This window comes from Synechococcus sp. CBW1107, assembly GCF_015841355.1.
In the GTDB taxonomy this organism is placed as follows: Bacteria; Cyanobacteriota; Cyanobacteriia; order PCC-6307; family Cyanobiaceae; genus Regnicoccus_A.
Window position 1 is genome coordinate 1,731,145 of record NZ_CP064908.1, and the last position, 13,675, is coordinate 1,744,819.

Consider the following 13,675-nt stretch of genomic DNA (forward strand, 5'->3'; position numbering starts at 1 on the left):
CTCCGGCTGGCGGCTGCAGAGCCTGGGGGTGGTTCCCTTCCGCTGTGGCCTGGCCCCCGAGCCCGAGCCACCCCGCCCCGCGGCCAGCGACTGGCGGGCCCTGCTGGCGGAGCAGGAGGGCTGGCCCGGCCTGCTGGAGCGCCTGGAGCCCCAGCGCTGGCCCGCCGAGGATCCGGAACCGCAGCCGTGTGACCCCTTCTGCGCCAGCCGCTTCAGCAGCAACGACCTCACCGCCGGCTTCGATGATGGCCTGCTCTGTTCCCTGCCGGAGCAGCTGCCGGAGGGGGCTTTCGCGTTGCAGGTGGGCTGCCGCCTCGATGCCGACCACTTCCAGCAGGTGAGCCTGACGTACGACACCCAGCAGCAGCTCACGGCCTGGGAGCTGCGGCGCTTCCGCAGGCCCTGAGGCTCAGCCCAGCAGGCTGGCCTCCACGCAGAGGCCAGGTCCGAAGGCCAGGGCCACCCAGGGGCGCGGAGCTGCCGTGCGGCGCAGGCGCTCGAGGATGAACAGGATCGTCGCCGACGACATGTTGCCGAACTGGCGCAGCACGGCCGCCGAAGGCTCGATCTGGCCGGGGTGCAGCTCCGCCGCGGCGGCGACGGCCGCGAGGATGCGCGGCCCGCCGGGGTGAAGCGCCCAGGATCCGATCGAGGCCAGGCTCTCGCCCCGGAGGTTCAGCCAGCGCTCCAGCCAGGGACGCAGGTTGGCGGCGATGGTGTCGGGCACCCTGGACGACAGCGTCATCTCGAAGCCGTGGTCGGCGATGGTCCACGACATCAGATCGGCGGTTCCGGAGATGAGCGTGGAGCCGGAGCCCAGCACCTGCAGCGGCGGGGCATCGGAGGCAGGACCGCTGTCTTCGGCAGGACCGGTGGCCACCAGGGCGCCGGCGCCGTCGGCGAAGAGGGCGTTGGCCACCACCTTCTCCGGATCCCAGCCGTAGTGCATGTGCAGGCTGCACAGCTCCACGGCGCAGAGCAGCACGCAGGCGGTGGGATCGGCCTCCACGAAGGCCCGCGCCACCCGCAGACCGTTGAGCGCGCCGTGGCAGCCCATGAAGCCCACATGGGTGCGCTCCACATCGGGATGGAGGGGCAGCTGAGCCATCAGGGCAAGATCGAAACCCGGTGCCTGGAAGCCCGTGCAGCTCACCGTGACCAGGTGGGTGATCCGCCCGGGCGCCAGCCCGGCATCCGCCAGGGCGGCGCGGGCCGCCTCCAGGGCCAGGGGTTCGGCATGGGCCTCGAAACGCCGGATCCGCTCGCCCGTGGACGGGCTGCTGGCGCCATAGAACGGCAGGCGGCCCTGGATGCCGGCCTCATGCTCGGCCGATTCCAGCAGCACGCTGTGGCGCACGTTCACCCCGGAGCGCCGCTGGATGCGCGCCAGCAGGGCGGCCCGCTCGGGCGTGGAGGCGGAGATGCGCCCGGCCATGGCCGCGGATTCCCCCTGGCTGATCCGGTGGCGGGGAACCGCGGTGCCGAGGCCCAGGATCGTCAGGGGCATGGCATCAGCCGTTGCGGCAGGGATGGCAGGCGCGAGGCGGCCCAGAACAGGCCACGGGCGCTGCTCGGATGGCGCAGTGCCAGGGCGAGGCCGCGGCAGACCAGCTGCCGGCGGCCGATCCGCTGCCGGTGGGTCCGGCACCAGCGGCGCTCGAGCGCCGGGCCCCACGCCCCGGTCCCCTCCAGCACCAGCGGCGTGGCGGCGGCGGCGGCGGTGAGAGCCCAGCCCATGCCTTCTCCGGTGAAGGGTTCCACATAGCCGGCGGCATCTCCGAGCACCAGGAAACGATGGCCGGCCAGGGGTGTGCTGCGGCGGCTGAGGGCCGGAGTGCTCTGCCAGTCGGCCTCCTCCAGCCTGGGCAGGGCCGGGAAGCCGGCTTCCTCCAGCACCCGCCCGGCGGCGGCCGCGGCGCTGCCGGTCTCCTGCAGGAGGGAGCGATCGAAGGCGGCAGCCACGTTGAGGCCGCCGTCGTCCACCCGCACCAGCCCCACGTAGCCCTGCCGGCCCACGGCCATGTGGATGCTGCCCTCCTCCCAGTGGTGCTGGTCCGCACCCGCCAGCACGCAGCCGGCCCCCAGCCGCGAACGGGGCTGGATGCGGGTGTGGGCGCCGGGCTCGTTCTCGAGGCAGCGGTGGGCCAGTCCCGCCGCCACCAGCACCACGGCCGCCTGCACCTGCTGCTCCTGCCGCCCCTGGCGCAGGCTGACGTCGCGGGCGTGGGCGCCGGCTGGCCCCAGCTGCGCCGTGGTTTCGGGGCGGAAGACGGCACCGGCGCCGACGGCGGCCTCCACCAGGGCCTGATCGAAGCGGCTGCGGGAGACGGCCCACCCGGGTGGCAGCGCACAGCTCGTCTGCCGTCCGCCCAGGCCCAGCCGCAGCCGCCGTAACGGCAGCCCGCCCAGACTCTCGAGCAGGTGACCCTGACCCACGGAGGCGAGCGCCGCCTGGGCCTGGCCGTTGAAGCAGGCGCCGCAGACCTTCCAGCGCGGGAAGCGGCGCTTCTCCACCAGCAGCACCCGCAGGCCCCGGCGCGCAAGATCCAGGCTGGCCAGGGCACCGGCCGGACCGGCTCCGATCACCAGCACATCCCAGAACTCGCCGGGCAGGGTCTCAGCCACGGGACCAGCTCAGCAGGTACCGCTCCGGCCAGCAGCGCCGCAGTGTGGCGCCCTCCAGCCCGGCCCGCTCGGCCATGGCGGCCACCTCAGCGAGCTGGAAGGCCCCCTGCACCGACAGCGGTCCATCGGTGTGCACGATCCAGGAGCGGCTGAGCAGCCGGGTGCCGACCCAGGCCAGCCCGTAGCCCAGGGGACTGCGGATCAGGTCGTTGACGAGCACCAGCTGACGGGCCCGTCGGGCCATCAGGGCCAGCAGCCTCTCGGCGTCGCGGTCGTCGAGGTGGTGGAGGAAGAGCGAGGTGAGCACCACGTCGTAACCGCCGGGGGCGGCCCCGGCGGGACCCGACGGCAGCGGATCGGCCAGGGCATCGGCGCCGAAGAAGCGTGCCTCGGCGCCGCGGCGCTCGGCATTGGCCCGGGCGATCGCCACGGCGCCGGGGCTGATGTCGCAGCCTTCGAGGATCAGCGGAAGGCCGCTGCGCCGGGCCATCAGGGCCAGGTCGATGGCGGTGTCACCACCTCCGCAGGCCAGATCCAGCACCCGCAGGGGGGTGCCGCGCCGGCGCTCCGCCAGCTCGCGGATCGGTGCGAACAGGCTGGCGGAGCAGCGGCTGAGGGCATTGATGCGCCGGAGCCCCGCCAGGGCACGGGCGTGCTCGGCGGGGTCGATTCCCGGCTGATCCATCACTTCGGCGACCCGCTCACGGCGGGTCAGGGACCTGAGGCTCGGCACGGCCATCACTGTCCTGCCAGGGCGTGAAGGCACTATGGCGCCGGCGATCCGGCGTCGGCGCGTTTCGCTCAATCCCGCCGCCAGCTGGCGCGCATGGGTGAGCCGGCGTCCGCGAAGGGTGCGTCCAGCGTTCCACCGAAGGCATGCACCAGGGCCTCACCCAGGCCGTGGGTGGCGTGGATGCCGGTGAAGCGCAGCAGCACCTCGCCGCTGGCGGGATCGCCGTCGCTGTCGATCAGGCGCTCCAGGGCATGCTCCTGGCGGATGTGCTCCTCGGTGTTGCTCACCAGCCGCATCACCTCGTCGGCATGCTCGGCCAGGAAACGGCCCGAGAGCCGCAGTTCGCCTGCGGGAACTCCATCCCGGATCCGCTCACAGGCCGGACAGCGGTGGCTGGCGGCGCCGGGCGCCGGTGCCTCCCAGGTCCAGCGCCCCTGGTGGTAGGTGGCCTGGCAATCCGGACAGGTGCTTGGCTCGGAAGGCTTCTGGCGCTGCTGATAGGGATCGCTGTGATGCCCGCTCTCCATCCCGTCATGGCGGGGTTGATGGCTGGCAGGCGCGTTGGTGGTGTTGGCGGACATGGGAGTTGGCCCTTCTGTTTCCGCTGTAGCCACGCTCAGGGACGCTGTCAGGGGTCAAGGGCGTGACGATGGGTCACAGGGGGCCTGCCCGCGGGTGGTGGGGACTGCCCGATCAAGCGGTCACAATGGCTGCTGCGATGCCCACCGGATCCCCGTCATGGCGACCAGCACCGACACCCCGCCCGCCGGCAACCTCGACCTGCTGCGCATCCTCTGCTGTGTGGCCTGGTCGGATGGCGAATTCTGCGCGGAGGAGCGCGAACTGCTGCAGGAGCTGGTGGAGCGCTACATCGTGACGGATGGTGGAGTGCCGCTGCCCGCCGAGGCGGCTGAGGTGCTGGCCGGGCAGAGCCTGCAGCCCGAGGCCCTCGACGCGCTGATTCCCCGGCTCCGCTCCGAGGAGGACCGGCAGCTGGCCCTGAAGCTGGGCTACATGATGGTCCGCGTCGGCCGGCGGCCCGGTGACGAATCGAGCATCAACCCGATGGAGAAGGTGGCCTACCGCCGCCTGGTCGACGGTCTCGGCCTGAGTGAAGCCGACATCGCCGAAGCGGAATGGGCCGCCGAACTCGACCTCGAGGCCCAGAGCGAGAGCGGCCTGCGCGGCTTTCTTTCGCGCCACTTCGGTTTCCTGGTGGCCTGAGCGGCGCTCCTGCGGCCAGCGCCCCGAGATCTGCGTCTGCCTTCAGGGCCACAGAACACGCAGATCCTGAAAGTCTGGATTTCTGGCAATCGCCGCCTGGTTGTGATGTTGTTCCCGGTGAGTCTCGCGGCTCGATGATTGCCGGGTTCAGACGGTCATCCTGACCCTGACCGACGTGCGTCAGAAGTCCTGGTCCGGCTCCCGCAAGTCCGTTCCTACGCTGCCGCCTGGGATCCGATCAGGACGACGTGTCTGACTCCTGCTTCTACCAGATCGGCAGCAGCGGCCCTCCGAAGCGCGTCAGGTCGGCCAGGGCTGCCGTGGCGGCAGCGGCGGAGAATGGTTTCGCCTGGTTGCACTACAACGAGGCCACCAGGGAGGAGCTCGAGGAGCTGGTGGGACTTCTCGGTCTGCATCAGCTGTCGATCGAGGATTGCTTTGATGATAATCAGATTCCCAAAATCGAAGACTTTCCGAGCAATACGTTCATTCTCTTTAATACGTTTGAGTATGACAATAGTGACCTGGAGGTGGGTGAAATCAATTTGTTCATCGGCGAGAAATTCCTGGTCAGCATCAGTCACTTCAACTCAGGCCGTCGCCCCGGTCTGGAAGGAATTCAGCGACTGGTCGAGAAGGGTCTGGAGGGGGTGGCGGAGCGGCAGGGGCCTTCCCAGGTCATGCACCTGATTCTGAATGAAGTTGTGGATCAGAAGTTTGTGGCCATCGAGGCCCTGGAGGATGAGCTGGACGATGTCGAAGGGGCGCTCATCTCCGACCCCGCAAGCTTCAAGCCGGCCGAATTGATTCGGTTCAGGCGGTATCTGCTGAGACTGCGCAAGAGCCTCTTTCACGAACGTGAGATCCTTGGCAGGATCTGTCGCAGGGACTGTCGATTCATCTCAGAGCGGTCCATCTACAATTATCGTGATATCTACGACCACCTGGTCAGATTTTTTGAGCTGACCGAGTCCTACCGGGACATCGTTACAAGTTTGATGGAAATGTATCTTTCGATGTTGAATAATGAAATGGCCAAGGCTGCCAATGATACGAATATCACCGTGAAACGGCTGACATTGATCACCACGATCTTCATGCCGTTGACGCTGCTGGCCGGCATCGGCGGGATGTCGGAGTGGTCGATGATCACAGGTCCCAGCAACTGGAGGGTGTCCTATCCGGCCTTCCTGCTCGTCATGGTCCTGATCGCCTGCGCCAGCTACTACATCCTCAGCAGGCTCGACCGGAAGCGAACCCGCACAAGGCGGGGCAGGCTTCTCTGACATGAGCGCCTCGACGCCTCCATCGGCGCCCCGCTCCCGCGCCGGCTGGAGGCGTTGGCTTCCCGGTCTGTCCGTCATCAGCCACTACGACATCGCCTGGCTCCGGCATGACATCGTGGCTGGCCTGGCGCTGACGGCGGTGCTGCTGCCGGCAGGCATCGCCTACGCGGTCGCTTCCGGTGTGCCGCCCATCTGTGGTCTGTACGCCACCATCTTCGGCCTCTCCGCCTATGCCCTGTTCGGCCCCAGCCGGATGCTGGTCCTGGGGCCTGACTCGTCGCTCGTCACCCTCGTCCTCGGAATCGTGCTGCCCCTGTCTGCAGGGGATCCCCAGCGCGCCATGGCCCTGGCCGGGATGCTGGCCCTTGTCTCCGGCAGCCTCTGCCTGCTTGCGGGAACCGCCCGGCTGGGGTTCATCACCGAATTGCTCTCCAAGCCGATCCGCTACGGCTACATGAACGGCATCGCGCTGACCGTGCTGGTCAGCCAGCTGCCCGCCCTGTTCGGTTTCAAGACCCAGGGCGACGGACTGCTGATCGAAGCCCGGGCCTTCATCGCCGCGGTTCTGGCCGGCAGCACGAACGGGGTGTCGCTGGCCCTCGGCGTCGGCACCTTGCTGATGATCGGGCTGCTGAGGCGCAGCAGGCGAGTCCCGGCGGTTCTGCTGGCTGTCGTCGCTTCGACCGTGATCGTCTCGGTGCTGAATCTGGCGACCCGCGCCGGGGTGACGGTGCTCGGTCCACTTCCCAGAGGCCTGCCCGGTCTGACGATCCCCGCCATCGGCACGGGCGACCTCGTGCCGGTGTTGCTGGGAGGCTGCGCCATCGCCCTGGTGTCGTTCGCGGACACGAGCGTGCTCTCGAGGACCTATTCCGCACGGCTGGGGGACACGGTCGATGCCAATCAGGAGATGGTTGGACTGGGCGCAGCCAACCTGGCCGCCGGTTTGTTTCAGGGGCTCCCCATCAGCGCGAGCAGCTCGCGCACTCCCGTTGCCGAGGCGGCGGGGGCACGGACCCAGTTGACCGGGGTCGTCGGAGCCGTCACGGTCGCCGCGTTGCTGCTGGCGGCGCCGACCCTGCTGCAGAACCTGCCCACCGCCGCCCTGGCAGGAGTGGTGATCGCCTCGGCGATCGCCTTGATCGAGGTGGCTGACCTGCGACGCATCTACCGCATGCAGCGCTGGGAGTTCTGGTTGTCGATGGTCTGCCTGGCCGGGGTTGCCGTCCTCGGCGCCATTCCTGGCATCGGCCTGGCGATCGCCATTGCCGTCATCGAGTTTCTCTGGGATGGCTGGCGTCCTCACTCCGCCGTGCTCGGACGGGTGGAGGGCGTCAAGGGCTATCACGACATCAGCCGTTATCCGCAATCGCGCCTGATCCCGGGACTGGTTCTGTTCAGGTGGGATGCGCCCCTGTTCTTCGCGAATGCCGAATTCTTCCGGGATCGGGTGATGAGCGCCCTGGAGTCATCACCGACCCGGGTGAACTGGCTCGTGGTGGAGGCTGAACCCGTCACCAGCATCGATGTCACCTCGGCGGACACGTTGGATGAACTGGATCACACCCTGGCGAAGGCCGGAATCCTGCTCTGCTTCGCCGAGATGAAGGATCCCGTCAAGGACAAACTCAAACGCTTCGGGCTGTTCGCACAATTCGGCGAAGAACGGTTCTTCGCCACGGTCGGCCAGGCCGTCAGCAGGTATCTGAAGGTCCACGCTGTGGATTGGGTCGACTGGGAGGATCAGGTCCAAGCGAACTCACCCGCTGACGCTTCCTCGGAGCAGGGGAGACCCCGTGGAGGCTTCAGGCCGGCCGACGGCTGAGCAGGCCCGCCAGCAGCAGGGCGAGCGCGGTGGTGATGATCACGGTGAGGATTTCGGAGGGTTGCAGCGGCGCCAGGCTGAGCAGCTGCTGCAGCCTGGGACTGGCGAGCAGCAGCAGCCACAGCCCCAGGCCGATGCCGGCGCCGGCGGCGGTGATGCGGCTGCGGGGGTCGCCGTTCAGCCACACCAGCCCACCGCCCGTGAGCAGCAGCAGCGAGAACACCAGGCTGCGGTGGGTGGCGGCATCGGCCTCGGGCCAGAAGGCCAGCACCAGGGCGGCCACCATCACCACAACGCCCTGGCTGAGGGAACGGCGCCAGGTGTCGGGCCCGAAGAGGGGGGCCTCCGGCGGGCGGGGGGGCTGCTGCATCAGGCCCGGAGTGGCCGGCAGTGCCTCGAACACCACCGTGCAGGCCGGATCGATCACCAGGTGGAGCAGGGCGATGTGCACCGGCAGCAGGATCAGGGCCTGGCCGCTCAGCAGCAGGGGCACCAGGCCGAGCGCGGCGATCGGCAGGTGAATCGCCAGGGTGTACCCCAGGGCCCGGTGCAGGTTGGCATCGACGCGCCGGCCCAGTTCCAGGGCGGCCACCAGATCGCCGAAGGTGTCGTCGAGCAGCACCAGATCGGCGGATTCGCGGGCCACGGCGGTGCCGCGCCTGCCCATGGCCACGCCGATGTCGGCGGCCTTGAGGGCCGGCGCGTCATTGACGCCATCGCCGGTCATCGCCACCACCTCGCCGGCGGCCTGCAGGGCCCGCACCAGCTGCAGCTTCTGCTGGGGCATCACCCGGGCGAACACCGTCACCTCCCGGATGGAGGCCGCCAGCTCCTGGGCTGAGAGGGCCTCCAGCTCGGGGCCGGAGAGCACCGGACCGGGCGGCAGGCCCGCCTGATCGGCGATCGAGCGGGCCGTGACCGGGCTGTCACCCGTGATCATCACCACGCGAACACCCGCGCTCCGCGCCATGGCGATCGCCGCCGGCACATCGGCTCGCAGCGGGTCCGCCAGGGCCAGGAATCCCACCGGCTCGAACAGGTAGCCATGCACGTGATCCGGCAGATCGCCACCGCCTGTGGATGGCTGACCCGCGTGCACCGGCACGCCATCGAGTCCGCGCGCCACTGCCAGCACCCGCAGACCCCTGGCGGCGAGCCCATCGGCGGCCGCCAGCAGGGCGGTGGTCTCCCCGGCATCGAGGTGACAGAGATCGGCGATCGCCTCGGGCGCCCCCTTGGCGGCCAGCTGCAAGCCGCCGTCGCCGTCGTGCCAGAGACGGGAGAACACCAGCAGATCCCGCTGCAGGGGGTATTCGCGCTCCAGGGGCCAGTCGGGATGCAGATGTTCGGTGCCGCCGAGATGGTCGGCGGCCAGGCGCTGGATCGCCAGTTCCATCGCATCCACCGGATCACCGCGGCTGGCGAGCACCGCCAGCTCGAGCAGCTGATGCACGGGTTCCTCCAGGGTCTCGCCCGCCTGCCAGCCCTCCAGCTGCGGCCAGGTGAGCAGCCGCTGCACACCCATGCGGTTCTCGGTGAGCGTGCCGGTCTTGTCGACGGCGAGCACGGTGGCGCTGCCGAGGCTCTCCACCGCCGCCGGCCAGCGGGCCAGCACGCCGATCCGGGCCAGGCGCAGGGCACCGAGGGCCAGGAACAGGGCCAGCACCACGGGAATCTCGTTGGGCAGCACCGCCAGGGCGAGGGCCAGGGCGGCAAGCAGGGCCTGGGGCCAGTCGCCGCTGAGCGTTCCCTGGATCCCGGCCAGGGCCGCGCAGAGCCCCAGCGCCAGCACGGTGAGACGTCCGGTGAGGCGACGGGTCTGACGCTGCAGCCGGGTGGGCGGCGGTTGCACCGTGGCCAGGCTGCTGCCGAGCCGTCCCAGTTCGGTGGCGTCGGCCACGGCCACCACGTCCGCCCAGCCGCGGCCACCGGCCACCAGCGAACCCGCCAGGATCCGCTCCCCGGGCGTGGAGCGCTCGACCGGCAGGGATTCACCGGTGAGCAGGGACTCATCCAGCCACAGCCCCACCGCCTCGCTGGTGGCGGCATCGGCCGCCACCCGGTCGCCTTCCTCCAGCCGGAGCCGATCGCCCACACGCACCTGCTCGGCCGGCAGGTCCAGCTCCTGACCATCGCGCCGCACGTGGGCCCGGGGCGCCGACAGCCGGGCCAGCTCCGCCAGGGCACGGTTGCTGCGCTGCTGCTGGACGGCATCGAGCAGGCTGATGCCCGCCACGAACAGCAGCAGGATGCCGCCATCGACCCATTCCCCGATCAGGCCGTAGATCAGGGCGCAGGCCAGCAGCAGCAGATTGGTGGGTTCCAGCCAGCTCATTCCCTGCTCCTCCATCGCCAGGGGTTCTGGCGTCATCGGTTTCCTTGATTCCGGTGTGAACGAATGGGTGGGTGGCGAGGGGCCCGATCAGTGGCCAGACCGGCGGTCGCAACAGTGCTGAGTCAGCCTGGACGGCCATGTCTTCTGTTTTGTTTGCACGGCTCCCTTTCCGTCTCGCCTGGTCAGCAGGATCGCAGGCAGTGCTCCGGGTTCGCCCCGCCTCCGCGTGGAATCAAGCGATGCCGCCCGCCCTCCGGCCCTGCCGGCCGAGGAGGTGTTCCGGCGGGTGGCCGATGCGGTGGTGACGATCGACGTGCCGGATGGCCAGGGTGCGGGTGTGATGCTGAGCGCTTCCGGGCTGATCGGCACCAGCCAGCACCTGGTAGAAGGCTGGTGCACGGCCCTGGTCCGCTTTCGCGACGGCAAGCAGGTCCGGGCCCGGGTGGTGCGTTCCTTCCGCGATGCCGATCTGGCCTTCCTCCAGCTTCCTGAGGAGGCGGTCCCGGAAGCGGTGGAGCGGGTGCGCTGCGGGCTGATCCAGGATCGGGCTCCCGCCGGGCGTACGCCGATCGTGGGCGAGACGGTCTATGCCATCGGCCATCCCCTGGGCCTCCCTTACACCCTGACCCGGGGCATCGTGAGTGCGGTCGGTCGGCAGGTCGCGGGCCGAAGCTATCTGCAGGTGGATGCCGCCATCAATCCCGGCAACAGTGGCGGCCCCCTCTACGACGGGCAGGCGGAGCTGGTGGGTCTGATGGCCTGCAGCCGCGCCGAATCGCAGGGGCTCAACTTCGCAGTGACGGCCGAGCAGGTCTACAGCAGGTTCAACCTCTATCTGGAGGAGAGGGAGCAGGGTGCCCGCTTCTATTGCTGCGTCTGCGGTGCGGCCTGCCGGGATCCCGCCTATTGCGACCGGTGCGGGGCACTGCTGGCGCTCGTGGATGCCGTGGAGGAGCTGGAGAGCGCGGCAGGGGATGACAAGGCCAGGGAGGACGCTGAGGAGGAGAGCGACGGGAACGGCAACGGCGAGGGTGAGACGGAGGATCAGAACGAGCAGGGATCTGAGGTCATGGACTGCCCCGTCTGCGGGGCGGCCTGCAGCGAGGGAGCTGCGTACTGTGCGGTCTGCGGAGCCACGCTCTAGAGCCCCCTGCTCGATGACGACCTTCCTGGCTGACCTGCTCGCGAAGCTGCGCCCCGCCCGGATGGAGGCCGCGTTGACGGAGGCCGCCTTGGTGGAGCAGACCATCACGGTGGTGGACGAGGTGCTCGAAGCCCTGGGGCTGGGCGACACCCGGGACGAGGCGGAAGAAGGCGTCGCCTGGAGGTTTCAGGTGGGCAGCGCTCAGATCGAGATCGGCATCCACGACAACGAGATCCTGGATGAGCCCACGATCGAGATCTGCGCACCGATCCTGACGCTGCCGAGCACCCGTGTGCTGGCCTTCTACCGCCGCTGCCTGGAGCTCAACAGACTGATGGTGGGCTGCTCGATCGGGGTCGACAACGACATCGTGGTGGTGGCGGCGGAACGACGTCTGCCCGGGCTCGACAGGGCACAGTTCATGGAGATGCTGCTGAACGTGGCCAGTGCCGCGGATCAGTTCGACAACGATCTCAGCCAGGAATTCGGCGCGGGGATGCTGGGGACTGAGCCGGCGGCAGAGGAGCCCTAGCGGCAGGCGAGACGCCTTCATCAAGCTTCATCTTGGAATGTATCTCCAGGATTCAACATCTGCTCCTCCTCACCCTTCTTTCCCTGGTGCCGGAGGTTTAGACCTCAGGCAGGCCCCCGGACGGAACCGTCGTGCTCCACACCATTCCCCTCCTGGCGGCCACCTGCCTGACCGGCTTCGGATTGCTGCAGTTGCTGTTCCACAGCTTCTCCTAGGTCGCCGGGTTCATGGGGCCGCCGCCAGTTCAGCTGCAGGCTTCCGGGCCTGTTCATGGTGGTAGGCCGCCAGCTGATTTTCGATCTGCAGGCGCACGATGTCCCGATACTCCATGAAATGCTCGTTGTGCGCGCAGACGGCGAGATATTGCTCCGCCACCTTTGGATTGGCCCAGAGAATGTGAAGTAGATGGTGCCAGAAGGCCACACGGGTGGAGCGTTTGATTCCCTGGCGCCAGCAGACGATCAGCAGCGCCCGGATGACCGCCAGATCAGGCAGCTTGAAGCTGCTCCGGACTCTGGCGGGTCCGAGCTTGAGGAAGTAGCGATGCACCCGGTCGAGATACTTGTGAGGTTCGTACAGCTCGCAGAAGGCTTCCACATACTCCTGGGCAATGTCTTCCACCGGCCGGGTCGGCACGAAGTTCATCAGGGTGGTCTGGTTGATGTTGCCGACCTTGTCGACCAGCCGTCCTTCCCGTTCCAGCCTGTGCCAGAGCGCTGTATGGGGCAGAGCCTGGAGCATGGCGAAGGTGGTGGTGGGAATGCCAGCTGCTTCTGAGAAGGCCACGATCCTCTGGCCAGCACCTGCCTTTTCGCCATCGAAGCCGATGATGAACCCGGCGATCACCCTCAGCCCTGAGCGGGTCACCCGATCGACGGATTCGAGCAGGGGTGAGCGGGTGTTCTGGAACTTCATCGTCGCCGCGAGGCTGTCGGTGTCAGGCGTTTCGATTCCCATGAACACGGCGGCGAAGTTGCAGGCCAGCATCTGATCGATGAGTTCCTGATCGTCAGCGAGATCCAGGGAGGCTTCCGTGTCGAAACGGAAAGGATAGCCATGCAGTTTCTGCCAGTGCTCAAGCTGCGTGAGCATCAGCTTGACGTTGCGCTTGTTGCCGATGAAGTTATCGTCGACCATGAACACCCCGCCCCGCCAGCCGATGGTGTAGAGGCGGTTCAACTCACCGATCAGCTGTTCCGGTGTCTTGGTGCGGGGTTTGCGGCCATAGAGCACGATGATGTCGCAGAACTCGCACTGAAACGGACAGCCGCGCGAGAACTGCACGCTCATCGAGTCATAGGCACTCAGCTCGAGCAGGTCATAGCGGGGGATGGGGGTGGAGGTCACATCCGGCTTGACGCCTTCGGAGCTGAAGCGCCCACCTGTTTCTCCCCGCTGCCAGGCTTCCACGAACATCGGCAGGGTGATCTCGCCTTCATCGAGGATCAGGTAGTCGGCCCCGGCGGCCACGAGCTCCTCGGGCGTGGAGGAGGGATAGGGGCCGCCGACCGCCACGGGTTTGCCATGGTGCCGGGCCAGATTGATCTGACGAATGATGTCGTCCTTCTGGACGATCATCGCTGACATGATCACAAGATCAGCCCACTTCCATTCCTGATCAGTAACCGGCCGGATATTGACATCGGCCAGCTTGAAGTTCCATTCCTGGGGTAGAATGGCCGCGACGGTGATCAGTCCAAGCGGGGGGAGGAGCACCTTTCGGTTGACCAGCTCCAGGATTTTTTCGTAGCTCCAGAATGTTTTTGGAAATTCTGGATAAACGAGCAGAACGTTCAATGTGTTGGCTGGTTGGCGCTGAGGATCAGCACGCATGAACCATTGAGTCCACGATCGCACCAAAACTGCTGGCCAGGTTCGCCCGGGGGCAGTTCCTGAAGGTGCAGGGGTGAGGAGGGATTCCGGTCTCGCTCGCCATCACCGATGCGGGCCCGGGGCGACAGGCAGCAGACT

General features: G+C 68.0%; 12 protein-coding genes. 6 read left to right on the top strand and 6 right to left on the bottom strand.

Translation table 11 applies throughout. The features are described 5' to 3' along the window. Positions 1-28 precede the first annotated feature (28 nt). Positions 29-406, top strand: a complete 378-nt coding sequence (locus I1E95_RS09010) for a hypothetical protein (RefSeq protein WP_197161495.1) — start codon at positions 29-31, stop codon at positions 404-406. Between the two features lie 3 nt (positions 407-409). Here the strand turns inward: I1E95_RS09010 and I1E95_RS09015 are convergent, their stop codons facing one another. The 4 genes from I1E95_RS09015 to I1E95_RS09030 all read right to left on the bottom strand — a co-directional run bounded on the left by I1E95_RS09015 (position 410) and on the right by I1E95_RS09030 (position 3,939). Beyond that, a complete protein-coding gene (locus tag I1E95_RS09015) occupies positions 410-1,507 on the bottom strand; it encodes a type III polyketide synthase (protein ID WP_197161497.1) in 1,098 nt (365 codons plus the stop codon). After that, positions 1,498-2,625 carry an NAD(P)/FAD-dependent oxidoreductase gene (locus tag I1E95_RS09020; RefSeq protein WP_197161499.1) on the bottom strand — a complete coding sequence of 376 codons (1,128 nt, stop codon included), beginning with the start codon at positions 2,623-2,625 and terminating at the stop codon, positions 1,498-1,500. The genes I1E95_RS09015 and I1E95_RS09020 overlap by 10 nt, the downstream gene beginning before the upstream one ends. Further along, positions 2,618-3,364, bottom strand: a complete 747-nt coding sequence (locus I1E95_RS09025) for a methyltransferase domain-containing protein (protein WP_197161500.1) — start codon at positions 3,362-3,364, stop codon at positions 2,618-2,620. Before I1E95_RS09025 ends, I1E95_RS09020 begins: the two co-directional genes overlap by 8 nt. Positions 3,365-3,426: 62 nt before the next feature. Then, entirely contained in the window at positions 3,427-3,939 is a 513-nt protein-coding gene (locus I1E95_RS09030) for a BCAM0308 family protein (protein WP_197161502.1), read from the bottom strand. A 157-nt stretch (positions 3,940-4,096) separates the two neighbouring features. Between I1E95_RS09030 and I1E95_RS09035 the strand changes: the two genes are divergently transcribed. The 3 genes from I1E95_RS09035 (at position 4,097) to I1E95_RS09045 (ending at position 7,693) form a co-directional block, all read left to right on the top strand. After that, positions 4,097-4,582 carry a TerB family tellurite resistance protein gene (locus I1E95_RS09035; protein ID WP_197161504.1) on the top strand — a complete coding sequence of 162 codons (486 nt, stop codon included), beginning with the start codon at positions 4,097-4,099 and terminating at the stop codon, positions 4,580-4,582. A gap of 248 nt (positions 4,583-4,830) precedes the next feature. Next, a complete protein-coding gene (locus I1E95_RS09040) occupies positions 4,831-5,868 on the top strand; it encodes a magnesium transporter CorA family protein (RefSeq protein WP_197161506.1) in 1,038 nt (345 codons plus the stop codon). Position 5,869: 1 nt separating this feature from the next. Beyond that, positions 5,870-7,693 carry a SulP family inorganic anion transporter gene (locus tag I1E95_RS09045; RefSeq protein ID WP_197161508.1) on the top strand — a complete coding sequence of 608 codons (1,824 nt, stop codon included), beginning with the start codon at positions 5,870-5,872 and terminating at the stop codon, positions 7,691-7,693. On the opposite strand, the gene I1E95_RS09050 is transcribed toward I1E95_RS09045, so the two are convergent. Then, positions 7,674-10,064 (bottom strand): HAD-IC family P-type ATPase, encoded by a 2,391-nt coding sequence (locus I1E95_RS09050; protein ID WP_231594513.1) that lies wholly within the window; start codon positions 10,062-10,064, stop codon positions 7,674-7,676. The two genes, I1E95_RS09045 and I1E95_RS09050, sit on opposite strands and share 20 nt — an antisense overlap. Positions 10,065-10,254: 190 nt before the next feature. Between I1E95_RS09050 and I1E95_RS09055 the strand changes: the two genes are divergently transcribed. Both I1E95_RS09055 and I1E95_RS09060 read left to right on the top strand, forming a co-directional pair. Continuing rightward, complete coding sequence (locus I1E95_RS09055) at positions 10,255-11,172, top strand: S1C family serine protease (protein WP_197161510.1); 918 nt, start codon at positions 10,255-10,257, stop codon at positions 11,170-11,172. Positions 11,173-11,185: 13 nt separating this feature from the next. Continuing rightward, complete coding sequence (locus I1E95_RS09060; protein ID WP_197161512.1) at positions 11,186-11,704, top strand: YbjN domain-containing protein; 519 nt, start codon at positions 11,186-11,188, stop codon at positions 11,702-11,704. Between the two features lie 225 nt (positions 11,705-11,929). On the opposite strand, the gene I1E95_RS09065 is transcribed toward I1E95_RS09060, so the two are convergent. Next, the gene (locus tag I1E95_RS09065; RefSeq protein ID WP_197161515.1) at positions 11,930-13,501 is read right to left on the bottom strand and encodes a B12-binding domain-containing radical SAM protein; all 1,572 of its coding nucleotides are present in this window, start codon (positions 13,499-13,501) and stop codon (positions 11,930-11,932) included. Positions 13,502-13,675: the final 174 nt, after the last annotated feature.